Origin of the sequence: Peribacillus sp. FSL E2-0159 (genome assembly GCF_038643155.1) — a bacterium.
Taxonomy (GTDB): Bacteria; Bacillota; Bacilli; order Bacillales; family DSM-1321; genus Peribacillus; species Peribacillus simplex.
This window is the reverse complement of record NZ_CP152053.1, coordinates 5,640,598-5,665,281: the sequence shown is the minus strand read 5'-3', so window position 1 is coordinate 5,665,281 and position 24,684 is coordinate 5,640,598. Positions and strand designations below refer to the sequence as shown.

Annotated in this window: 20 protein-coding genes; 17 read left to right on the top strand and 3 right to left on the bottom strand. The window is 42.5% G+C overall.

Going from position 1 to position 24,684, the window contains the following annotated elements:
* The first annotated feature begins 14 nt into the window (after window positions 1–14).
* From speB to argS, 3 genes are all read left to right on the top strand, one after another.
* The gene (speB, locus tag NYE63_RS27695; protein ID WP_342603573.1) at window positions 15–893 is read left to right on the top strand and encodes an agmatinase; all 879 of its coding nucleotides are present in this window, start codon (window positions 15–17) and stop codon (window positions 891–893) included.
* 276 nt (window positions 894–1,169) lie between these two features.
* Window positions 1,170–1,610, top strand: coding sequence for a DUF1934 domain-containing protein (locus tag NYE63_RS27690; RefSeq protein ID WP_342603572.1), 441 nt, complete (start codon window positions 1,170–1,172; stop codon window positions 1,608–1,610).
* Between the two features lie 3 nt (window positions 1,611–1,613).
* Window positions 1,614–3,284 (top strand): arginine--tRNA ligase, encoded by a 1,671-nt coding sequence (argS, locus tag NYE63_RS27685; RefSeq protein ID WP_342603571.1) that lies wholly within the window; start codon window positions 1,614–1,616, stop codon window positions 3,282–3,284.
* A gap of 48 nt (window positions 3,285–3,332) precedes the next feature.
* Here the strand turns inward: argS and uvsE are convergent, their stop codons facing one another.
* Window positions 3,333–4,286: a UV DNA damage repair endonuclease UvsE gene (gene uvsE, locus NYE63_RS27680; RefSeq protein WP_342603570.1), complete on the bottom strand. Its 954-nt coding sequence runs from the start codon at window positions 4,284–4,286 to the stop codon at window positions 3,333–3,335.
* Between the two features lie 28 nt (window positions 4,287–4,314).
* Window positions 4,315–5,517, bottom strand: coding sequence for a cardiolipin synthase (gene cls / locus NYE63_RS27675; RefSeq protein ID WP_342603569.1), 1,203 nt, complete (start codon window positions 5,515–5,517; stop codon window positions 4,315–4,317).
* Window positions 5,518–5,786: 269 nt separating this feature from the next.
* On the opposite strand from cls, the gene NYE63_RS27670 reads away from it, so the two are divergent.
* The 10 genes from NYE63_RS27670 to NYE63_RS27625 all read left to right on the top strand — a co-directional run bounded on the left by NYE63_RS27670 (window position 5,787) and on the right by NYE63_RS27625 (window position 19,697).
* The gene (locus NYE63_RS27670; protein ID WP_342605881.1) at window positions 5,787–7,916 is read left to right on the top strand and encodes a (Fe-S)-binding protein; all 2,130 of its coding nucleotides are present in this window, start codon (window positions 5,787–5,789) and stop codon (window positions 7,914–7,916) included.
* A gap of 201 nt (window positions 7,917–8,117) precedes the next feature.
* On the top strand, window positions 8,118–9,308 hold the full coding sequence (locus NYE63_RS27665) for an acetyl-CoA C-acetyltransferase (RefSeq protein ID WP_342603568.1): 1,191 nt from the start codon (window positions 8,118–8,120) through the stop codon (window positions 9,306–9,308).
* A 31-nt stretch (window positions 9,309–9,339) separates the two neighbouring features.
* Window positions 9,340–10,191, top strand: coding sequence for a 3-hydroxybutyryl-CoA dehydrogenase (locus NYE63_RS27660; protein WP_342603567.1), 852 nt, complete (start codon window positions 9,340–9,342; stop codon window positions 10,189–10,191).
* 34 nt (window positions 10,192–10,225) lie between these two features.
* Window positions 10,226–11,362: an acyl-CoA dehydrogenase gene (locus NYE63_RS27655; protein WP_342603566.1), complete on the top strand. Its 1,137-nt coding sequence runs from the start codon at window positions 10,226–10,228 to the stop codon at window positions 11,360–11,362.
* A 27-nt stretch (window positions 11,363–11,389) separates the two neighbouring features.
* Window positions 11,390–12,529, top strand: a complete 1,140-nt coding sequence (locus tag NYE63_RS27650) for an acyl-CoA dehydrogenase (protein ID WP_230159190.1) — start codon at window positions 11,390–11,392, stop codon at window positions 12,527–12,529.
* Between the two features lie 115 nt (window positions 12,530–12,644).
* Complete coding sequence (locus NYE63_RS27645; protein ID WP_342603565.1) at window positions 12,645–13,277, top strand: TetR/AcrR family transcriptional regulator; 633 nt, start codon at window positions 12,645–12,647, stop codon at window positions 13,275–13,277.
* A 30-nt stretch (window positions 13,278–13,307) separates the two neighbouring features.
* Entirely contained in the window at window positions 13,308–16,574 is a 3,267-nt protein-coding gene (icmF, locus tag NYE63_RS27640) for a fused isobutyryl-CoA mutase/GTPase IcmF (protein WP_342603564.1), read from the top strand.
* Between the two features lie 138 nt (window positions 16,575–16,712).
* Window positions 16,713–16,874, top strand: coding sequence for a hypothetical protein (locus NYE63_RS27635; RefSeq protein ID WP_155726484.1), 162 nt, complete (start codon window positions 16,713–16,715; stop codon window positions 16,872–16,874).
* A gap of 212 nt (window positions 16,875–17,086) precedes the next feature.
* Complete coding sequence (gene rpoE / locus NYE63_RS27630; protein WP_342603563.1) at window positions 17,087–17,677, top strand: DNA-directed RNA polymerase subunit delta; 591 nt, start codon at window positions 17,087–17,089, stop codon at window positions 17,675–17,677.
* A 412-nt stretch (window positions 17,678–18,089) separates the two neighbouring features.
* Window positions 18,090–19,697, top strand: coding sequence for a CTP synthase (locus tag NYE63_RS27625; RefSeq protein WP_342603562.1), 1,608 nt, complete (start codon window positions 18,090–18,092; stop codon window positions 19,695–19,697).
* Between the two features lie 338 nt (window positions 19,698–20,035).
* Here the strand turns inward: NYE63_RS27625 and NYE63_RS27620 are convergent, their stop codons facing one another.
* On the bottom strand, window positions 20,036–20,566 hold the full coding sequence (locus tag NYE63_RS27620) for a DUF2529 domain-containing protein (RefSeq protein ID WP_342603561.1): 531 nt from the start codon (window positions 20,564–20,566) through the stop codon (window positions 20,036–20,038).
* Between the two features lie 315 nt (window positions 20,567–20,881).
* Here NYE63_RS27620 and NYE63_RS27615 point away from each other — a divergent pair, with 315 nt between their 5' ends.
* The 4 genes from NYE63_RS27615 (at window position 20,882) to NYE63_RS27600 (ending at window position 24,655) form a co-directional block, all read left to right on the top strand.
* Window positions 20,882–21,253, top strand: coding sequence for a response regulator (locus NYE63_RS27615; RefSeq protein WP_034315860.1), 372 nt, complete (start codon window positions 20,882–20,884; stop codon window positions 21,251–21,253).
* A gap of 246 nt (window positions 21,254–21,499) precedes the next feature.
* Window positions 21,500–22,357: a class II fructose-bisphosphate aldolase gene (locus NYE63_RS27610; protein ID WP_342603560.1), complete on the top strand. Its 858-nt coding sequence runs from the start codon at window positions 21,500–21,502 to the stop codon at window positions 22,355–22,357.
* A 154-nt stretch (window positions 22,358–22,511) separates the two neighbouring features.
* Entirely contained in the window at window positions 22,512–23,162 is a 651-nt protein-coding gene (gene fsa / locus NYE63_RS27605) for a fructose-6-phosphate aldolase (RefSeq protein ID WP_063234171.1), read from the top strand.
* Window positions 23,163–23,371: 209 nt separating this feature from the next.
* Window positions 23,372–24,655 (top strand): UDP-N-acetylglucosamine 1-carboxyvinyltransferase, encoded by a 1,284-nt coding sequence (locus tag NYE63_RS27600; protein WP_342603559.1) that lies wholly within the window; start codon window positions 23,372–23,374, stop codon window positions 24,653–24,655.
* Window positions 24,656–24,684 lie beyond the last annotated feature (29 nt).

The window sequence follows — 24,684 nt, the reverse complement described above, 5'->3', positions numbered from 1 at the left end:
GGGAGGCATGGACCATGAAATTCGATGAAGCCTATTCAGGCAATGTATTCATTAAAAGTCACCCTGTTTTTGAGGAATCGGAAGCTGTGCTATACGGAATGCCGATGGACTGGACGGTAAGTTTTCGCCCGGGTTCTCGCTTCGGCCCTACACGGATTCGTGAAGCTTCAATTGGTTTGGAAGAGTACAGCCCGTATTTAGATCGTGAATTAGAGGAAGTTAAATTCTTTGATGCCGGGGATATTCCATTACCATTCGGCAATCCGCAGCGCAGTATCGATATGATTGAAAAATTTGTCGACAGCGTGTTGGATGCAGGTAAGTTCCCAATGGGTATGGGAGGGGAACATCTTGTCACATGGCCTGTCATTAAAGCCATGTACAAAAAGTATCCGGATATGGCAATCATCCATATGGATGCCCATACAGATTTACGTGAGGATTATGAGGGGGAGCCGCTTTCCCATGCATCCATCATTCGTAAATCCGCAGAGCTTATCGGTCCGAAAAATGTATACTCTTTCGGCATTCGTTCCGGTTTGAAGGAAGAATTCCAATGGGCAAAAGAAAATGGCATGCACATCTCTAAATTTGAAGTTCTTGAACCTCTGAAAGAAGTACTGCCGCAATTAGCTGGTCGTCCTGTATATGTGACGATCGACATCGATGTTCTTGATCCTGCGCATGCGCCGGGAACAGGCACCGTAGATTGTGGAGGCATCACTTCCAAAGAGCTTTTAGCTTCGATTCATGAGATAGCACGGTCTGAAATTAATGTAGTCGGCTGCGATTTAGTTGAAGTCGCACCGATTTATGATCCATCCGAGCAAACTGCGAACACGGCGAGCAAGCTGATTCGTGAAATGATTTTAGGTTGGGTTCAAAAAGGTTAATGGATGGAAGACTTGACTGTTCCTGTTTTTTAGTGGGAATGGTCTTTTTTTATCCATTCAGAAAAGAACTTTACATCTTCTGAGGGACTCTTTTTGAATAATTCCGCCCCAATGAGTCATTATTGCGTTAAAATCAAATGAATTGCAACAACATGATGTCGACATTTTATCCTCACATTTTGGATTTACACTTTATTTTCCGCTCCAAGTTGAAACTTCCTTGAAGAATATTTATACTTATAAAGTTAAGAACGACATGTTGAAGGAAGTGTAGCTTTGACTCTTCATGATATAGATAAGCAGGCCATTAAAGTGACTTTACAGACAAAAATCAAGCACGGCTCAGAAACGGAAACGTATGAGCTGGTCACATTTGGTACAAAAATGTATAAAGGTGCAGATTTATATTTGCAATATAAAGAGGAAAATGAAGTCGGTCAAACACAAACGACCATTAAGCACAAACCGGATGAAACGATCCTGCTTAGAAATGGTGTCATTAAAATGAGGCAGCTATTCCGCCTGCAGGAAGCGACAAATGGACATTATGAAAGTATATATGGCAGGTTAGGATTACGGACGACCGCGAAGAAGATACATCATCAATGGGATGAGCAGACCAAACAAGGGAAACTTGTCCTTAAATATACGTTACATATGCAGGGAAGCGAACCCGGTCAATATGAGATGACGATTTCCTACAAGGAGGAAGCATAGCGCATGAATATAGTAAAAGAGGTACAGGAAAAACTGAAAGAAGAGATTAAAGCGGCAGTCATTAAAGCCGGTTTAGCGACGGAAGAGCAGATTCCAAATGTTGTATTGGAACTGCCAAGAGATAAAACACACGGAGATTATTCCACGAATATGGCCATGCAATTAACGAAGATTGCAAGGAAAGCGCCAAAGATGATAGCAGAGGCAATCATCGAAAACTTTGACAACTCAAAAGCATCCATCGAAAAAATTGAAATTGCAGGACCTGGTTTCATCAACTTCTACATGAATAATTCCTATTTGACAGAATTGATTCCTGTCATTTTGGAAGTGGATGAAGCATATGGGGAAAGTGACTTTGGTAAAGGCGAAAAAATCCAAGTGGAGTTCGTTTCCGCGAACCCGACCGGTGATCTCCATCTTGGTCATGCCCGTGGTGCAGCAGTGGGTGATACGTTATGTAATATCCTGTCTAAAGCAGGTTATGATGTTTCACGTGAATACTATATCAATGATGCAGGAAACCAAATTAATAATTTGGCCATTTCCATAGAAGCCCGCTATTTCCAGGCACTTGGCCTCGAAAAGGATATGCCGGAGGGCGGTTATCATGGCGAAGATATCATTGGCATCGGTAAGACGCTTGCAAGTGAATTTGGTGATAAATATATAAATGCCGATGAAAAGGAACGTTTTGAATTTTTCCGTGAGTACGGCTTGAAATATGAAATGGAAAAACTGAAAACGGACTTGGGTAATTTCCGTGTCGGATTTGATGTATGGTACTCCGAAACCTCTCTATATCAAGACGGTAAAATTGATGAAGCACTTAAAGTGTTGAGGGAAAGGGGCCATGTTTACGAGGAAGATGGGGCTACATGGTTCCGCTCTACGGAATTAGGCGATGATAAAGACCGGGTGCTTATTAAGCAGGATGGGTCTTATACATATCTGACACCGGATATTGCCTATCACCGTAATAAATTGGAGCGTGGCTTTGAAACGCTTATCAATATCTGGGGTGCAGACCACCACGGTTATATACCGCGTATGAAAGCAGCGATCGAAGCATTAGGGTACAAACGCGAGCAGCTTGAAGTGGAAATCATCCAGCTTGTTCACCTGTACAAAGATGGCGAGAAAATGAAGATGAGTAAGCGTACCGGTAAAGCAGTTACGATGCGTGACCTTATTGATGAAGTAGGGCTGGATGCAACACGTTATTTCTTTGCGATGAGAAGTGCGGATACTCATATGGACTTCGATTTGGATCTTGCGGTATCACAGTCCAATGAAAACCCGGTTTATTATGCACAGTATGCCCACGCCCGTATTTCCAGCATTTTACGACAAGGTGTGGAACAAGGGATCAGCTATGAAGGAGTCACTGATTTCTCTGCCCTATCTACTGAAAAAGAAGTAGAGCTTTTGAAGAAATTAGGAGAGTTCCCGCAGGCAATAGCTGAAGCAGCCGAAAAACGGATGCCTCACCGCATGACGAATTATATTTTCGATCTGGCCTCTACATTCCACAGCTTCTACAATGCAGATAAGGTTTTGGATGTTGAAGAGATGGAAAGAAGTAAGGCGCGTCTTGGACTGGTCAAATCCGTCCAAATTACTTTAAAGAATGCATTAGCTATAATTGGGGTTTCTGCACCGGAAAAAATGTAAAGGAAAAAGCGGCTGTTTCTAGCGAAACAGCCGCTTTTTTTAGGTTAATTAGCACTCAACGGCACCGCCGCTCATCCTTTTCACACCACGAACCTTAGCTATATCTTCAATCAGCTGCAACATTGCCCGGTCCTTCATCTTGGCCTCGATCATGAAATCCACGTCCTGTCCAAGATCCTTAAGAACTTTAAAAAGGGGCATGATGAAGTCCAAATCGATATAATCTGCATGCGAGCGAAATTCACCTGCCGATTTTGGGGATGAAATATGAATCTTTGGTACCGCCCCTGCCAGACTCCAAGTGGTGAACACCTCGGTGAGCAGCTCGTTAAGCGGCTCATCTGAAAGGTTTGCGAGATGATGGTGGTAATCGAATACAAGTGGGATGCCTTCCTTCTTACATACGCTCAAGGTTTCAGATGCTGTATAGGTTTTATCATCATTCTCCAAAGTCATTCTTTCCTTGACGTGCATAGGCAGCGATTTAAGGTTGTCATGAACCCTTACAAGGGCGGACTCTTTATCACCATAGGCCCCACCGACATGGATATTGATGAAAGAGGTGTCCGCAATGCCCATTGCATCAAGCATTTTATAATGGAACTCCATATCTTTTACGGCATTTTGTGTAATCTCGGGCTTAGGGCTGGTAAACAGCGTAAACTGATTGGGATGAAAGCTGATCCTCATCTTGTGAGCAGTTGCCCAATCGCCAAGCTGTTTCCATTCTTTTTTAAAAGGAGTGACGAAATCCCATTCTATTTCGGGATGTGTGGCTAAAGGAACAATGGAACTGGACATCCGGTATATTTCTATTTGGTGTGCCGTGTTATATTGAAGGACCCTTAAGGTATTTTCAATGTTCTGCCTTGTCACATCCAGGAGTTTTTCCATTCCTTTTTCTGTGCCAAGTGTGCTATATCGTTTGAAAGTAAGTGTCTTAGCCGGAGAAGCTTCCCATAAACAGGTGGCATTGGATACAAATCCAAATCTTATTTTCATTATATTTTTCTCCTTGAGCAACGGGATGTCAAAGAAAAGGAGAAAGGATGGAAGCCAGCGATTCTTTTGCTGAACGGACTACATTCAAGTTAGAAAGCGCGTCCTCGTTTAGCGGCTTCGATTCGGCCAGGTCCACTGCCAATTCCTTCTCTACATCTTCTATAAATGTCCGGTCAAATACGATGCAATTGATTTCACTATTTAAAAAACAACTGCGTTTATCAAAATTAGCCGTACCGATATCACACATTTTATCATCAATCAGGATCACTTTAGAATGGTAGAACCCTCTTTGAAATTGCATGATTTCCGCCCCTTCTTTTAATAGTACCCGGAAGTAGGGAAAAGAAGCTTCCTTGACAAGTGTATGGTCAGAAATTTCAGGTACGATGACCGTAACCGAAACATTGCGTGCAAGGGCACCTCTTAATTCTTGAAATAAAGTTTCACTGGGAATGAAGTATGGAGTCCCGATGATGATTTTTTTATTGGCTTGCTTGATCATGTGTGTCAGTGACTGTTCAAGATCACTGCCATTCGTGACGACAACCTGATGTGCCTGCGTCCCGGGAGTCAATGTCGGGAAATAGGCAGGTGTTCCCCTGTAATCCTCGTTTGTATCATAGAACCAATCCATGAGGAAGACTTCCTGAAGGTCCTTTACACCTTCCCCGGTCATTTTTAAATGGTAATCTCTCCAAGGGTTCAGCTTCTCCCCTTGGTTTATATACTCCTTACCGATATTAAAGCCGCCAAGATAGCCGATTTTTCCGTCTATCACCGTGATCTTACGGTGATTTCTTTTTTGTATTGTATAGAAAAGGAAGGGGAGTTTCGGTTTAAAGCTGAAAGAAAAATGAACGCCGCTTTTAGTTAGCTCCTCAATGGTTTGGCGGGACATCTTTTTACTTCCTATCCAATCGGCTAAAAGCCGCACTTCCACGCCCTCTTCCGCTTTTGACTGCAGTAACTTCAAAAAGTCCTTGCTGAATTTATCATTTTTTACAATATAAAAAAGGATATGGATGGAATCCTGAGCTTGCTTGACTTCCTTCATATAATCTTCAAACAGGGTTTTCCCTGATGTGAATACAGTCATGTCGCTGTTCCGAGGCGGAAATTTAATGTTGGTTGCGTGCTTCAAATATCGCTTATGCCCTACCTTAAGATCAACCCAGCACCAAGAGAAGATCAATAAAAATATAGAGGCAATCGTAGTGATTATCTTCAAAGAAAATCCCCCCTAAATGATTATATTTAGTTTTGCTCTAATTCCCTGTTAGTAACCATTAAAAAGCGGGGAAAGGGGCCTCATTTTTTTAGAATGCAGAAGGGTAATAGACGGAATTGTCGAATTATATATTAAGGTGCAGAAAAATTAAATAGTTTTAGAAAGAAAAAAGTTGACTGAATGCTCATTCATTATATAATGGAATTAATCAAATTTCAGAAAAATGCCAATTTTGCAATTTACCAAAGAGGGGGAAAGACTGCATGGAAATGAATGGTTTACTGTGGATCAACTTAGTTGCGTTCCTGCTTGTAACCGCTTACGCCGCCGGTTTGTTTGTCTATTTGATAAAGACTCGTATAGCTTATATAAAGCTTGGCAAAAAAGTGGAATTCGATAACCGTGTGAAAGATCGTCTTGTTAAAATAGGGGTTTATGTATTTGGTCAGAAGAAGCTCTTTAAAGATAAAAAGAGCGGGATCATTCATGCCATGTTATTTTATGGTTTCATCTTAGTGCAATTTGGTGCACTTGACTTTTTCGTTAAAGGCTTAAGACCGGGGTGGCATTTACCATTTGGCCCTGTTTATCCGGCCTTTACTTTCTTCCAGGAAATTGTGACGCTTACCGTTCTTGTTGCAATCCTATGGGCGGCATACCGCCGTTATGTCGAAAAGCTCGTTCGCTTGAAAAGGGATTTCAAAGCAGGTTTGGTTGTCATCTTCATAACCGGTATCATGATTACCGTATTACTGGGGAATGGAATGGGAATGATCTGGCATGGACACGATGCAACTTGGTCAGAGCCAGTCGCATCAAGCATTGCTTTCCTATTCGGCTGGATGGGGACTACAGCGGCAACAGTCGTTTTTTATGTAGCTTGGTGGCTGCATTTACTGATCATATTATCTTTCCTTGTTTATATCCCGCAATCTAAGCATGCTCACTTGATTGCCGGTCCGATAAATGTATTCCTGAATCGCCTGGACAATCCGGGGAAATTGAAACCGGTGGATTTGGAAGAAGAGGTTCTCGACAAAGAAGGCAATCAATATTACGGTGCCAAATATATCGAAGATTTGACGCAGTATCAAATGGTGGACCTCTATGCCTGTGTGGAGTGCGGGCGCTGTACGAATATGTGCCCGGCTACAGGTACCGGTAAAATGCTGTCACCGATGGATATCATAATCAAGATGCGTGACCATTTAACAAATACAGGCGCTGCTGTTACAACGAAGCAGCCATGGGTGCCATCTTTTGTTTTTGGAAATACGAAGGGAAATAAGATAGCATTGGCTGGTGCCACGCAGGGAGCGCAGGAATCTGCTGCAGCTATCGAAGCTTACAGTCCGAGCCTGATTGGTGAAGTCATTACCGAAGAAGAACTTTGGGCTTGTACCACATGCCGGAACTGTGAAGATCAATGCCCGGTAATGAATGAACATGTCGACAAAATCATCGATATGCGCCGTTATCTAGTGTTGACAGAGGGCAGACTTGATCCTGATGCGCAACGTGCCATGACGAATATTGAGCGACAAGGAAACCCGTGGGGACTGAACCGTAAAGAGAGAGAAGGTTGGCGAAGCCTTCGGGAAGATGTCAGCGTCCCTACCGTGAAGGAATTACAAAAGGCAGACGAAGAATTCGAGTATTTATTCTGGGTAGGTTCAATGGGGTCGTACGATAACCGTAGCCAGAAGATTGCCCTTTCCTTTGCTAAATTATTGAATGAAGCGGGCGTGAAATTCGCAATTCTCGGAAATAAGGAGAAAAACTCAGGGGATACTCCCCGTCGATTGGGTAATGAGTTTGTTTTCCAGGAACTTGCAATGAAAAATATAGAAGAATTCCAGAAGAATGAAATAAAGAAAATCGTAACGATCGATCCGCATGCATACAATATCTTCAAAAATGAGTATCCGGATTTTGGCTTGGAAGCGGAAGTGTATCACCATACTGAACTGTTAGCCAAACTTGTCAGTGAAGGCAGGTTGGTGCCTCAGTATCCGGTGAATGAGACGATTACATTCCACGATTCCTGTTACTTGGGAAGGTACAATGAAGTTTACAGCCCGCCGCGTGAAATCTTACAATCCATTGATGGTGTGAAACTTATTGAGATGGAGCGTAACCGTGAAAAGGGTATGTGCTGTGGTGCTGGAGGCGGTTTGATGTGGATGGAAGAGGAAACAGGAAACCGCATTAATGTGGCCCGTACCGAACAAGCGCTGGCCGTCAGTCCAACAGTGATCAGTTCAGGATGTCCTTATTGCCTGACCATGCTATCTGATGGGACGAAAGCAAAAGAAGTTGAGGAAAATGTTAAAACGTATGATGTAGCTGAACTGCTCGAAAAAGCGGTCATTGGTGAAAACAAATCGATTGCCTCTTAATTTAAAATGAAATTGCCTGCTTCTCCGATATGGAATGAATCAAATGGAAGCAGGCAATATTTTAAATATTTATAAACTAAATATTTTCATTTTTGAGAAAAATGTGTAATATAATATAATATTAAAGCGCTTACAACACTATTTTTTTAACTCCAAATTGAGCGAGCGTTCAATCAATGTTACTTATAGGGGGAAATAATGATGGCGAAAACAGTGATTATTAGCGGTGTGAGAACACCTTTTGGAAAATTTGGCGGCGGTCTTAGCAGTTTGACGGCATCACAACTTGGTGGAATAGCAATCAAAGAGGCACTTGTTCGGGCAGGGATTGAAAGTAGCCAAGTAGACGAGGTCATCATGGGGAATGTGCTTCAGGCAGGCCAAGGCCAAATACCGTCCCGCCAGGCAGCCCGTCATGCTGGATTGCCTTGGGAAGTGAAAACGGAAACCATTAATAAAGTATGCGCATCAGGACTTCGCAGTGTCACATTGGCTGATCAGATCATTCGCTTAGGTGAAGAAGAAATCATTGTTGCCGGCGGAATGGAATCGATGAGCAATGCGCCTTATATCCTTCCGAAAGCAAGGTGGGGCCTAAGGATGGGTGATGGAGAACTGAAGGATACCATGATTTCGGATGGACTTAGCTGTAGTTTTACGGGCGTTCATATGGGGACTTACGGAAACAGTACTGCCGAGGATCTTGAAATCACCCGAGAGGAGCAAGATAGCTGGGCTTACGAGAGTCATCAAAAAGCGGTAAAAGCAATCGATGGCGGTTTTCTTGCAGAAGAAATCATTTCCGTACAGGTGCCTGTGCGAAAAGGCGAACCAATTACCATCGAACATGATGAAGCCCCAAGAAAAGATACATCTGCCGGGAAGTTAGCTAAATTAGGTCCAGCTTTCAATAATGAGGGGACCATTACGGCAGGTAATGCTCCGGGTGTCAATGATGGGGCAGGTGCACTCGTTTTGATGAGTGAGGAACGTGCGGAAAAAGAAGGAAAAACGCCTTTTGCCTATATTTTAGCTCATGCAGAAGTGGCAGTGGAAGCAAAGGACTTCCCTAAAACGCCAGGTTTGGTCATAAATGAACTCCTGAAGAAGACAGGAAAATCAATAGAGGAAATTGATTTGTTTGAAGTGAACGAAGCATTTGCAGCGGTTGCATTGGCAAGTGGGAAAATTGCCAACGTCAAGCCGGGAAAAGTGAATGTAAACGGAGGGGCTGTAGCATTAGGCCACCCAATCGGGGCGAGTGGTGCCCGCATCATCATTACGCTGATGCATGAACTTAAACGCCGCGGAGGGGGATTGGGCATCGCAGCGATCTGTAGTGGCGGCGGACAGGGGGATGCCATTTTAATTGAAGTGCCAAAGCAAGGATAATAGTTTCATAGATAAATGAGGAGGTATTTTCATGGGCATTCAAAAAGTGATGGTCATTGGTGCGGGACAGATGGGATCTGGCATTGCCCAGGTCTGTGCAATGAGCGGTTATAAAGTTCTTTTACACGATTTAAAAGGTGAATATGTAGAAAAGGGGTTAGGGACAATTACCAAGAATCTTTCCCGGCAGGTTGAAAAAGGGAAAATGGAATCCGAGGAGAAAGATGCAACACTTTCCCGGTTGACTTCATCGACGGATTTGAAAAATGCGGCTGAGGTAGATTTAGTGATTGAAGCTGCAGTGGAAAACATGGAAATAAAAACAAAAATATTCGCCGAGTTGGATGAAATCACGCCACAACACGTCATTCTTGCATCCAATACTTCTTCGCTTCCGATTACCGAGATAGCCGCTGCCACGAAAAGGCCGGAAAAGGTAATTGGCATGCACTTTATGAACCCCGTACCAGTCATGAAGCTGGTTGAGATCATCCGTGGCCTTGCTACATCGGATGAAGTTTATAAAGATGTTGAAAAGATGGCTGAATCCTTGAACAAGGTACCGGTGGAAGTCAATGATTTTCCAGGTTTTGTAGCGAATCGGATTTTAATGCCGATGATCAATGAGGCCATCTATACACTTTATGAGGGCGTCGCTACTAAAGAGGCGATCGATGACGTAATGAAACTGGGAATGAACCATCCGATGGGCCCGCTTACGCTAGCTGACTTCATTGGGCTAGATACATGCTTGTACATAATGGAAACCCTTCACCAAGGGCTGGGAGACGATAAATACCGACCGTGTCCGCTGTTAAGGAAATATGTAAAAGCTGGGTGGTTAGGCAAGAAATCAGGACGGGGCTTTTATGAATATAACTAATCATAGAAGATGTGCAGCTAGGGAGGAATGAAGGATGGATTTAAAGTTTACAGAAGAACAGGAAATGATGCGGAAAATGGTAAGCGCTTTTGCGGAGAAAGAGATTACCCCTCATATCGAGGCAATGGAAACAGGCGTGTTTCCAAAAACGATTCTGCAAAAAATGGGTGAGCTTGGTTTGATGGGAATCCCGATTTCAGAAGAATACGGTGGCGCAGGTATGGACTTCATGTCTTATATCATCGCCATCAATGAGATTTCCAAAGTTAGTCCAACTCTCGGTGTCATACTGTCCGTTCATACTTCTGTTGGAACAAATCCAATCGTTTATTTTGGAACGGAAGAGCAGAAGCGAAAATATGTGCCTAAGTTAGCCGCTGGTAAATATTTAGGCGCATTTTGCTTGACTGAGCAAAGCTCAGGTTCCGATGCTGCGAGTTTGAAAGCGAAGGCAGTGGCAGTAAAGGAAGACGGAGAATATCGAATAAATGGGTCCAAGGTTTTTATCACTAATGGCGGGGAAGCGGATGTGTTCATTGTTTTTGCTTCAACGGACCCTCAGAAGGGAAGCAAGGGAATCTCTGCTTTTATTGTAGAAAAAGGGACGCCAGGTTTAATCATCGGTAAAGATGAACGTAAAATGGGCCTTCATGGCTCGAGCACCGTACAGGTGACGTTCGAGGATATGAAAGTGCCTGCTGCCAATCTCCTTGGCAAAGAAGGTGAAGGCTTTAAGATCGCAATGGCCAACTTGGATGCTGGAAGGATCGGCATTGCTGCTCAAGCTCTGGGAATTGCAGAAGGCGCCATGGAACATGCCGTCCAATATGCAAAAGACAGAGTTCAATTTGGCAAACCTATTGCAGCACAACAGGGGATTGGTTTCAAGCTTGCTGAAATGGCAACGAGTATAGAAGCTTCAAGGTTACTCGTCTATCGTGCGGCGTTTTTGCGCTCACAGGGATTAAAGTGCGGTAAAGAGGCGGCCATGGCTAAGCTATTCGCTTCGAGGACGGCTGTTGATGTGGCGATAGAAGCAGTCCAGGTTTTCGGAGGTTATGGATATACAACGGAGTATCCGGTCGAACGCTATTTCAGGGATGCAAAGGTAACTGAAATTTATGAGGGTACCAGCGAAATACAGAGAATGGTCATCAGTAAGAATCTATAAATACGAAAAATTTCGGGGGGGATAGTTATGCAATTTAAACTAACGGAAGAACATGAAATGATCAGAAAAATGGTGAGGGACTTTGCCCAGAATGAAGTGGCTCCGACTGCTGCCGAGAGGGATGAAGAAGAACGATTTGACCGAGAGATCTTCGATAAAATGGCTGAACTTGGATTGACTGGGATTCCGTGGCCTGAGGAATACGGCGGAATTGGAAGTGATTACTTAGCGTATTGCATAGCGATTGAGGAACTTTCCCGCGTTTGCGCTTCTACTGGGGTGACTTTATCAGCCCATACATCGCTTGCAGGGTGGCCAATATATAAATTTGGGTCTGAAGAACAAAAACAAAAATACCTTCGCCCGATGGCACAGGGTGAAAAAATCGGTGCATATGGCCTGACTGAACCTAGTTCAGGCTCAGACGCAGGCGGTATGAGAACGACTGCAAAGCTTGTAGGTGATGAATATATCATCAGCGGTTCAAAAATTTTCATTACAAACGGCGGGATTGCGGATACATATGTTGTCTTTGCTTTGACTGACCCTGAATCGAAACAAAAAGGAACGAGTGCCTTTATCATTGAAAAAGATTTCCCGGGTTTTAGTGTCGGCAAAAAAGAGAAGAAGCTGGGGATCCGTTCATCACCGACCACGGAAATCATCTTTGATGAATGCCGAGTGCCTAAAGAAAATCTCCTTGGTAAAGAAGGAGAGGGCTTTAAAATAGCGATGATGACACTTGATGGCGGGCGTAACGGAATTGCCGCCCAGGCCGTTGGGATCGCCCAAGGTGCATTGGATGCCGCGGTGGGTTATGCAAAGGAGCGCGTCCAATTTGGCAAGCCAATTTCTGCACAGCAAGGAATTGGTTTTAAATTGGCGGATATGGCAACGGGTGTTGAAGCTTCAAGGCTATTAACTTATCAGGCTGCATGGTTGGAATCTGTGGGCCTTCCATATGGAAAAGAGTCGGCAATGTCTAAACTTTTTGCTGGAGATACAGCCATGAAAGTGACGACAGAAGCCGTGCAGGTCTTTGGAGGTTATGGATATACAAAGGATTATCCTGTAGAACGGTATATGCGTGACGCGAAAATCACCCAAATCTACGAAGGTACACAGGAAATTCAAAAGCTGGTCATCTCAAGGATGATTACTAAATAGGTTTGAAACTGAGGTTTTCCGATGAGGCACTGTTCTTACCGGAATTCCCTTTTCAATTTCTTCAGAAGATTGTCTTAGGTAATTGAATGATGGGCTTTCTAAAAGGAGTTTTATAATGGAAAAAAGAGAAGTTCTTGCATCTGTAAAGGATGAGCGGCTGGTTGAAAAAAGGCGTACACAAATGATTAAAGGAGCGGTCAACCTTTTTAAGGAAAAGGGATTTCATCGTACGACTACCAGGGAAATTGCAAAAGCTGCCGGCTTTAGTATTGGCACGTTATACGAGTATATCCGAACCAAGGAAGATATATTATATCTCGTTTGTGACTTTATCTATGATGAAGTCCAGGAAAAGCTTCAGAAAGAAATAGAACAGAGTGATGGGACACTTGAAAGTTTGAAGCTGACGATCGCCTATTTTTATAAAGTGATGGATGATATGCAGGACGAAGTGCTGGTCATGTATCAGGAAGTGAAAGCCCTGACGAAAGACGCTTTACCGTATGTTCTGAACAAAGAAATTCGGATGGTGGGCATGTTCGAAAAGGTGATAACGAAATGTGTCGAGAATGGGGAGCTATCGTTGACGGAAAAACAAATAAGCCTTATTTCACATAACATTTTCGTTCAGGGACAGATGTGGAGTTTTAGAAGATGGGCCTTGCATAAACAGTATACGCTTCAAGAGTATGTTGAACTGCAGACGCAATTATTGATTCAAAATGTATCGGGTTTCAAAAAGCACTGATATAAATAGGTTTCAATAAGGAGGAGCTAAATGAGTACAGTTGAGGTGTATAAACCGAAGAACCATATTAGATTCGTTACTGCTTCGAGTTTATTTGATGGACATGATGCATCTATCAATATAATGAGGAGAATCCTTCAGTCCAGCGGGGCAGAAGTTATTCACCTAGGTCATAATCGTTCGGTGGAAGAGATCGTGAATGCGGCTATCCAGGAAGATGTTCAAGGCATAGCCATGTCATCTTACCAAGGCGGACATGTGGAATATTTTAAATATATGTATGATCTGCTGAAGGAAAAGGGAGCCGAGCACATTCGGATTTTTGCCGGCGGTGGCGGGGTCATCATCCCAAGGGAAATTAAAGAACTCCATGATTATGGGATTGCCCGTATCTTTTCGCCTGATGAAGGGCGGGAATATGGCCTGCAAGGAATGATAAACGTATTGATGGAGGAGTGTGATTTCTCGACAGTCAAACCATCTTTACAGGAACGTTTTGATGAACTGATTGCTGGGGGAACAAATGCCATTGCCCAATTTATTACCTTTGCCGAAAATAGACTGGATGCTTCACAGGAATCAGCGGCCGCGGTGGAGAGTCTTTTTGAGCAGATCAAGACTTCCGAAAAGAAGGTTCCTGTTCTGGGAATTACAGGAACTGGCGGCGCTGGAAAAAGTTCATTGACTGATGAATTGATACGAAGGTTCATTAACGAAATTCCAGACGAGAGAGTCGCCATTCTATCTGTCGACCCGACCAAACAGAAAACGGGCGGTGCCCTGCTTGGTGACAGGATCAGAATGAACTCGATCTTTTCTGAGCGTGTTTATATGCGGAGCCTAGCCACGCGCCATTCAAAAAGTGAGTTGTCTTTGGCAATAAAAGATGCCATTTCAGTCGTGAAGGCAGCTGGCTTCGATTTAATCATCGTCGAAACGAGCGGAATTGGTCAGGGGGATGCAGAAATTGCCGAGATATGCGATGTATCCATGTATGTAATGACCAGTGAATTCGGTGCTCCTTCGCAACTTGAAAAAATCGATATGATTGATTATGCAGACTTGATAGTCATTAACAAATACGAGCGCAAAGGCTCCGAGGATGCAAAAAACCAAGTTCAGAAGCAATACCAAAGAAGCCGTACACTCTTTGATCAAGATCCATCTGAAATGCCAGTATACGGTACAATCGCTTCCCAATTCAATGACCCAGGCACCAATGCACTATTCGCTGCCCTGATTGAAAAGCTTAATGAAAAATCAGGGACGGGTTGGAGTACGTCCTTTTCGAAAGAAGCGGATGTTTACAAGCAAAATGTCATCATTCCTACTGACCGTCGATATTATTTACGTGAAATCAGTGATACGGTCAGATCGTATCATAAACGTGCGGCTGAACAAGTACGTATTGCCCGGAGGCTTTTCCAGCTTGAAGGAGCAATTGATGCAATTAAGGAAAATGATAACAACGACGATATGGTGGCTTCTTTAGAAAAACTGAAAAAGGAAACCGCTTCGAATTTATCACCTGAATCTAAAAAAGTCCTTTCTGGATGGATGGATTTAAAAGAAAAGTATGCAGGGGAGCAGTTTGTAACGAAAGTCAGGGATAAAGAAATCGTCACAAAGCTGAAAACTAAAAGTTTATCAGGTTTAATGATTCCAAGGGTATCTCTTCCTAAATATGCCGATTATGGAGAGATCTTAGGATGGGTATTCCGTGAGAACGTTCCGGGCTTCTTTCCTTACACAGCGGGAGTCTTTCCTTTCAAGCGTGAAGGGGAAGACCCGAAGCGGCAATTTGCCGGTGAAGGATCGCCCGACCGAACCAACAGGCGTTTTCATTATTTGTCAAAGGACGATAATGCTAAACGGCTAAGTACGGCTTTCGATTCTGTAACTTTATATGGCGAGGACCCTGATCACCGGCCTGATATCTATGGAAAGGTAGGGGAAAGCGGAGTCAGCATCTGTACGTTGGATGACATGAAAAAGCTGTATGCAGGCTTTGACCTTTGCCACCCCTCAACCTCTGTATCCATGACCATCAATGGACCGGCACCAATCATTTTGGCCATGTATATGAATACTGCAGTCGATCAGCAGATTCAACGGAAAGAAGAAGAGTTAGGCCGTCCCCTTACGGATGCCGAGGCTGAAGAAGTGCAGGCTTATACCCTTCAAACGGTACGCGGAACTGTTCAAGCGGATATTCTGAAAGAGGACCAAGGCCAGAATACATGCATCTTCTCTACGGAATTTGCTTTAAGGTTAATGGGGGACATTCAAGCATATTTCATCGATCGGAAAGTCAGGAACTACTACTCTGTATCCATTTCTGGCTATCACATTGCAGAAGCCGGTGCCAACCCCATTTCACAGCTGGCTTTTACTTTAGCGAATGGCTTTACTTACATCGAATATTATTTAAGTCGCGGAATGAATATTGATGACTTTGCCCCGAATTTGTCGTTCTTCTTCTCAAATGGGCTCGACCCGGAATATACGGTTATCGGGAGGGTGGCAAGAAGGATTTGGGCGACAGTCATGCGGGATAAATATGGTGCGAATGACCGTAGCCAGAAGCTCAAATACCATATACAGACTTCTGGGCGCTCCCTTCATGCGCAAGAAATTGATTTTAATGATATCAGAACGACACTTCAGGCTTTAATGGCACTACAGGACAACTGTAACTCCCTGCATACTAATGCGTATGATGAAGCCATCACGACGCCTACCGAAGAATCCGTGCGCCGGGCAATGGCCATACAAATGATCATTACAAAGGAGCATGGTCTCTCAAAAAATGAAAACCCGATGCAAGGTGCCTTCATCGTAGAGGAATTGACGGATCTGGTTGAAGAGGCCGTACTGCAAGAGTTCGATCGCATCAATGATCGAGGCGGTGTGCTGGGTGCAATGGAGACGCAGTATCAGCGTGGGAAAATCCAGGATGAATCGATGCATTACGAAATGAAAAAGCATACGGGAGAATTGCCGATCATTGGTGTCAATACGTATTTGAACCCAAACCCTCCTTCCGAAGAAGCAGTGAACAGCATGGAAATTGCCCGTGCAACAAAGGAAGAAAAGGAAGGGCAAATCATAAATCTCCGGGCATTCCAGGAAAGAAATGAGGAGTTCACGGATGAGGCGCTAACTAAACTAAAATTGGCAGCCATGAATGGGGAAAATATCTTTGCTGAACTCATGAACTGCGTGAGAGTGGCCAGTCTGGGTCAGATAACGAGGGCGCTATATGATGTAGGCGGTCAATATCGAAGAAATATGTAAACTAAGAAGGGGGCTCCGAACGTTTAGGGGCCTCTTTTTTAAATAATTTCTGTCTTTTTTAACAAAATGAAGATTTTACCTTATAATTATTTGGAAAAGGGGCAAAAATGAAGAATCAGCCCTATTGGAGTTGAGAAAATGAACCTGAAAATGATTGGATTAATCATAGGTTACATTCTTGCCATCATTTTTCTATTTGAGCTGTATGAGCATCAACTGGGTGCCATTTCTTTTTTTATCCTGACTGTTGTCTTTTTTACGGCAGCCTATCGTCAGAAATCCAAAAAGAAAAAGGAATGATTTTTAGCTTCTGGTTTCCTGTGAATGATAGACAATAAGGTAAATCTGTGAAAGTATCATATAGAACTAGCATAAACCCATTTAGATTGTTTATAATGGAGTATATGTCTAGCAGGAATTGTCGTTATTTTATCGAACTACTGTTTTAGATTATTTTTTTATGTGAAAAAACACGGAATTCAGTGTTTGAATAGAGAAGGGAAGTGCGGAATTTGAGTTTAAAACAATACTCAAAAGAGCAATTATTGGAAATGTCCTTAATAGAGATGGCATATGATTTGTTAGTGGAAAGAAATGAACCGATTCCATTTAAAGATTTAATAAGTGAATTAGCTTCGCTGCACCATTTATCTAAAGCGGAAGTGGAAAAGAAAATCGCACAATTCTATACGGATTTAAATGTGGATGGCCGCTTCACTTCACTTGGGGACAACCGTTGGGGATTGAAAACATGGTACCCGGTTGACCAAATCGAAGAAGAAGTCGTACATGTTGTAAAACCTAAAAAGAAAAAGAAAGCCAAAAAGGCTGCTGTCGTTATCGACGATTTCGATGAACTTGAAGACGAAGACCTTGACTTTGAGGAAGATATCGATGATCTGGACGAGGATGAAGATGATGACGATGATGATATTCTAGGTACTCCAGTCATCGACGAAGTGCTTTTGGATGATGACGTGGATGATGACGACGATCTGGAAGAAGAAATAATCGAAGATGATGCATTTGTTCTGGAAGATGATGAGGACGAAGATGAAGACGAAGATGATTTGGATGACTTGGATAAAGAGGATGAGAAATAAATAATCGCCCTTGACTTTTTGAGGCGAAATTTGTAGAATCATTTTTGGGCTCCTTAAAAAAGGACACAATGATTAAATTATATCGCTCCCTTACTTTTATTGTAAGCGGAGCGTTTTTGTTTTTAATGATGGAATGAATAAATGACATCATTTTTTTATTTTTAAAAATGATTTCTCGTAGAATTGTAAAAACTATAGAGAACCTATTTATGTTTACTGTCATTTAAGGAAATTTATTCTTGTTCATGTATCCTGCATGACTCTCACTAAAGACCTTTAAGTGATTAATGGTTTGTATTGGTTTACGGTTTTTAGCTTTTAACCGCTCATGTGGCGGAAGATTTGATTCAAGTTCCGATTTAATGATGTGAAGAACAGAATTGGAAGAAAACATTCTATAGGAGGATATAAGATGACAAAATATATTTTTGTGACAGGTGGAGTAGTTTCTTCCTTGGGAAAAGGGATAACGGCCGCTTCTTTAGGTAGATTATTAAAAAATAGGGGATTGAATGTTACGATCCAGAAGTTTGACCCTTATATCAACTTGGATCCTGGTACGATGAGTCCATATCAACATGGTGAAGTGTTTGTAACGGATGATGGTGCTGAAACGGATTTGGATTTAGGGCACTATGAGCGTTTCATTGATATCAACCTTGGTAAACACAGCAATGTGACTACAGGCAGAATTTATTCAACCGTCCTGAGAAAAGAACGCCGTGGCGATTATCTAGGTGGAACGGTTCAAGTCATTCCACATATCACGAATGAAATTAAAGAACGGGTTTTCCGTTCAGGTAATGAAACGAATGCCGATATAGTCATCACTGAAATTGGCGGTACTGTAGGGGATATCGAGTCTCTTCCATTCCTTGAAGCGATTCGCCAAATCAAGAGTGATATCGGCATCAATAATGTTATGTATATCCACTGTACACTGGTTCCTTACATCAAAGCTGCTGGTGAAATGAAAACAAAACCGACACAGCATAGTGTAAAAGAATTACGCAGTCTTGGCATTCAGCCAAATATCATCGTTGCCCGTACAGAAAGTCCGATTTCACAAGATATGAAGGATAAAATCGCTTTATTCTGCGATATCGATAAAAATTCTGTTATCGAATGTCTTGATGCGGATACACTTTACTCGATCCCTCTTGCGCTTCAAGCACAAAATATGGACCAAATCGTTTGTGATCACTTGCAATTGGACTGTGGCGAAGCGGATATGGAAGATTGGAAGGAACTAGTTAAAAAGGTTACTTCTTTATCAAAGAAAACGAAAATCGCCTTAGTCGGAAAATATGTTGAATTGCAAGATGCTTATCTTTCTGTAGTGGAAGCACTTAAGCATGCAGGTTACGCATTTGATGCAGATGTTGAAATCGACTGGGTGAATTCTGAAGATGTAACAAAAGAAAATGTTGCAGAACTTCTTCAAGATGCAGATGGAATCCTTGTCCCTGGCGGTTTTGGAGATCGTGGAATCGAAGGGAAAATTGCAGCGACCGAATTTGCCCGCACGACCAAAACACCATTCTTCGGAATTTGCTTAGGCATGCAGTTAGCGTCCATTGAGTATGCACGCAACGTCCTGGGATTGCCAGAAGCACATTCAGCTGAAATTAATGAAAATACTCCAGATCCAATTATCGATCTTCTTCCTGAGCAGAAGGATGTAGAAGATTTGGGCGGTACACTGCGTCTTGGTCTGTATCCATGTAAGCTTATCGAAGGAACTAAAGCATACGAAGCGTATAATGACGAGGTAGTTTATGAACGTCACCGTCACCGTTATGAATTCAATAACCACTACCGTCAAGCTATGGAAGAGGCAGGATTCGTGTTCTCTGGTACAAGTCCAGATGGTCGTCTAGTTGAAATCGTTGAACTGAAAGATCATCCTTGGTTTGTGGCTTCTCAATTCCATCCGGAATTCACGTCACGTCCTAACCGCCCACAGCCGCTATTCCGTGACTTTGTCGGTATGTCATTAAAACGCGGCAAAAATCTTTAATAAATAAAAAAAACAGCCCATTGGGCTGTTTCAGACTGTAGGCAAACTTGAAGAAAATCGAGTTTGCCTACAGTTTTTTTATGGCTTGTACAATTTGGGCATTGATTTCCAATCCAGGCACTCGCTTTCTGCGGGCGGTCATTGAGCCTCCTCGGCCTGCGCCTGTGGGGTCTCCCTTAGAGGCGCTTTTTCCACAGGAATCTCGCACCTTTCCCAATCAACTTTGTTATAACATTTAGATAGTAAACATACCTGAGGAGTCGAAGGTGCTGCTTTGGGTCAGTTGGTTCGGGAACAACATTTGATGTTTTCCGAACCCCTTTTTTTAGATGAATTTATCATTCTTCATCTTCATATTCTTTTATGATTTCTTCAAGAGTGAATTTAACCCCATAATAAGCGAAAAGAGCGGCAATGAGGGTAGGGAACCCATAACGATTTCCGGTTTCATCGGGAATCAATCCCCGTTGGATACGTAAATCAATATGAACGTCAGCCAACTCCAAAAGAGAATCTTCTTCAGAAGCGACGGATGTAGAAACCGCAACAAATGGGATATCTTTTTCCTTTAGCTGTTTTGCCAGCAACACTGCTTCTGAATCATCCGAATGACGGCTGAATATAAGAAATCGATCCTCCCTGGAAATGGTTTCTCCTAATTCATATCTTTTTGCCTTAATAAAGGGTTCTGCCCCATCCAAAGCCTCGGCAGTGACGCCCTGCATTTCACCAAAACCGTGAATGAAAACGGATCCATCCCCAACCGCAGCCTGAGCCAGCAAGCGTCCGGCATCTTCCATTTCAAAGGCTTCATTTTCAATCATTTTTTTAAATAAACCGCTTATCTGTGTCGAAAAAATTTTTAACATGATTAGGGACTCCTTTAAAAATAATATACTTATTATAAAGGACTTTCCTTTGCATTGACAGGTTTCAGGGTTTTTGATCCAAAGTGCTGAATTTACTAAATCGGTCGAAAAAACAAAAAAATTAAAATTCCTTTTAGCTATACAGCAGGAATTTTGTTACAATTATCGAATATGAACATAGAATTCACGAATGGAATAAATGCGTTGGACCTCAAGTAATTTAACGCAATCTATGTAACTACCCTTTTTCGGGTAATATGGCCGAATAGGCTAATATATTTAAATTGATGAATCGGGAAGGGGAGAGGTGATAAAATGCCAGGGAAAATATTGATTGTTGATGATCAATTCGGGATTCGTATTTTATTGAACGAGGTTTTACATAAAGAAGGGTATGAAACATTTCAAGCCGCTAATGGCATTCAAGCATTGGAAGTGCTAAATAATCATTCACCTGATCTTGTATTGCTGGATATGAAGATTCCGGGAATGGATGGCATTGAGATCTTGAAAAGGATGAAAGTCGTCGATCCGGACATCCGGGTCATAATCATGACGGCGTATGGTGAACTTGATATGATTCAAGAAGCAAAGGATCTAGGGGCAATGACACACTTTGCAAAGCCGTTCGATATTGATGATATTAGAAAAGCCGTTCGTGAATACTTGCCGATTCAATCAAGTTAAACGTCTTGAAAATTTAATATTATTGACGGAGTAGTTGCCACGGCTATCTTTTTTTAGATGGGCCGTGTTTTTTTGGAATAAAATTTGAGGCTTGGTATAGTGTAATTGTTGCTGTTTTTTTGATGTATTGATATGCTAAAAGAGGAGAGATATTCTGATTTATAAGCGTATGCTACGTTGGTTTTAGGGAATATCTAGAAAGAAATAACTTTAAAATTATAACACCCACTAGTAGGAGGAAATCAAATGCCTTTAGTTTCTATGAAAGATATGCTGAATAAAGCCCTTGATGAAAAATATGCGGTAGGTCAATTCAATATCAATAACCTTGAATGGACTCAAGCTATTCTAGCTGCTGCAGAACAAGAAAAATCTCCAGTTATCCTTGGTGTTTCCGAAGGTGCTGCCCGTCATATGGGTGGTTTTAAAACGACTGTCATGATGGTTCAAGGATTGTTGGAAGACATGAAAATCACTGTTCCTGTGGCCATTCACCTTGACCATGGTTCAAGTTTTGATAAATGTAAAGAAGCTATCGAAGCCGGATTCACTTCAGTAATGATCGATGCTTCACATCATCCAATCGAAGAGAATATTGAAACAACCAAGAAGGTTGTCGAATTCGCTCACGCACGGAATGTTTCGGTTGAAGCGGAAGTGGGCACGGTTGGCGGACAAGAAGATGATGTAATCGCTGATGGAGTTGTATATGCAGACCCTCAAGAATGTGAACAGTTAGTTAAAGAAACGAATGTCGACTGTTTTGCTCCAGCTTTGGGATCCGTTCACGGACCATACAAAGGTGAACCTGACCTAGGCTATAAAGAAATGGAAGAAGTACGCGATTTAACGAACAAACCTCTTGTTCTTCATGGCGGTACAGGCATCCCTACAAAAGATATCCAAAAAGCGATTTCTCTTGGAACATCAAAAATCAATGTGAATACGGAAAATCAAATTGTGTTCACAAAAGCGGTTCGTGAAATTCTGAATAACGATTCTGAAGTGTACGATCCTCGTAAATACATGGTTCCTGGCCGTGAAGCTATTAAAGAAACTGTCATCGGTAAAATACGTGAATTCGGTTCAAACGGCAAAGCATAATTGTAAGATGATAAAGGCAATATTCCCATTGGGGGGTCCCCCCCTAATGGTTTCTTTTAGATGCAGGGCTGAAATCCGGGCTCTATTTTTCGAACAATTAGAATTCAGAGACATATAGAGAAATAAAAAATCGATTACATACGGAGGCTATTTTATGAAATTCTTTATAGATACAGCAAACATGGAAGAAATCAAACAAGCCCACGAACTTGGCGTTTTAGCAGGTGTTACGACTAACCCGTCCCTTGTTGCAAGAGAAAAAGGAGTTTCTTTCCATGACCGGCTAAAAGAAATCACAAGCCTTGTTAAGGAATCCGTTTCTGCTGAAGTCATTGCGCTTGATTTTGAAGGAATGATGGCTGAAGCCAAGGAACTCGTTGCGATTGCACCTAATATCACGATTAAAGTGCCAATGACTCCGGACGGCTTGAAGGCTGTTTCAGCACTTACAAAACAAGGTGTAAAAACAAATGTCACGCTTATTTTCAGTGCCAACCAAGCATTATTGGCAGCTAGGGCAGGAGCAACTTATGTTTCGCCATTTTTAGGACGCTTGGATGACATCGGCCAAAATGGTTTGGATTTAATTTCGGATATTGCTGACATATTTGCGATCCATGATATCAACGCTGAGATCATTGCAGCTTCCATTCGCCATCCGATGCATATTACAGAAGCGGCTCTTAAAGGGGCACATATTGCAACGATCCCTTATAAAGTTTTAATCCAATTATTCCACCACCCATTAACGGATAAAGGGATTGAAGCTTTCTTGAACGATTGGAATTCACGCACTGAAGCATAATGCCTTGCCGCTAAGTCGCTATAGATTGCACCTTTTTAATAAAATTAACATAAATTAGAAATTTTTATCTTTTTTTTACATGAATTTGCTACTTTTGTGTAAACTAAAGAACTAGATAGTAAATGTTGTCGGATTATGCAATTTCCTTGTGGTAAAATATTACTTTTTGAAAGTAGCTTCTAAGTGCTTAGCGTGGAAGGGAGTTTATTATGGAAAAACTTAAAATTGCCGGTGGCTACCCTCTAAAGGGAAGCATTCGTGTCAGCGGAGCAAAAAATAGTGCGGTTGCCCTTATTCCAGCAACAATTTTAGCGGACTCTCCCGTAACGATTGAAGGCCTGCCTGATATCTCGGATGTACAGATGCTGAAAGAGTTAATGGAGGAAATTGGCGGTGAGGTATCCTTTGATGAAGGAGAAATGACAGTCAACCCTAGCAGGATGATTTCAATGCCTCTTCCCAATGGAAGGGTCAAGAAGTTACGTGCCTCTTATTATTTAATGGGGGCAATGCTTGGTAAGTTCAAAAAGGCAGTGATCGGCTTGCCTGGAGGCTGCCATTTAGGACCCCGTCCGATAGATCAGCATATTAAGGGCTTCGAAGCACTAGGCGCACAAGTGACGAATGAACAAGGAGCCATTTACCTTAGGGCGGACGAGCTACGGGGAGCGCGCATCTATTTGGATGTCGTTAGTGTAGGGGCAACGATTAACATCATGCTTGCCGCTGTTTTGGCCAAAGGCCGCACTGTGATTGAAAACGCTGCGAAAGAACCGGAAATCATCGATGTTGCCACATTGTTGACCAATATGGGAGCGAAAATAAAGGGTGCTGGAACGGATATCATTCGTATTGATGGTGTGGAAAGTTTGCATGGGTGCAGGCATACGATCATACCGGATCGGATTGAAGCCGGTACTTTCATGATTTTAGCCGCTGCTGTCGGTGAAGGAATTCTGATCGATAATGTCATTCCCCAGCATTTGGAGTCATTGACTTCCAAATTGAGGGAAATGGGGATTAATATTGAAGCGGGTGATGACCAGATATTTGTCTCACCGGGAGAAAAATATAAATCCGTTGATATCAAGACGTTGGTTTACCCTGGATTCCCAACAGATCTTCAGCAACCTTTCACTTCCCTTTTAACAAAAGCAAGCGGTTCTAGCATGGTGACCGATACGATATACGGTGCACGATTTAAGCATATTGATGAACTGCGACGCATGAATGCGAAGATCAAAGTCGAGGGCAGAGCAGGCATCGTCGATGGTCCTGTCCAACTTCATGGGGCAAAAGTGAAGGCAAGCGATTTACGTGCCGGAGCAGCTCTGGTAATTGCTGGTTTAATGGCTGAAGGGATTACAGAAGTGACCGGGCTTGAACATATAGATCGCGGATATAGCCATCTTGTTGAAAAACTTTCAGGTTTGGGAGCGACGATTTGGCGTGAAGAAATGACCCAAGAAGAAGTGGAGCAGCTTAAAAGCTGATCCCTTTTCTTGTTACCTCATTGTGTTAC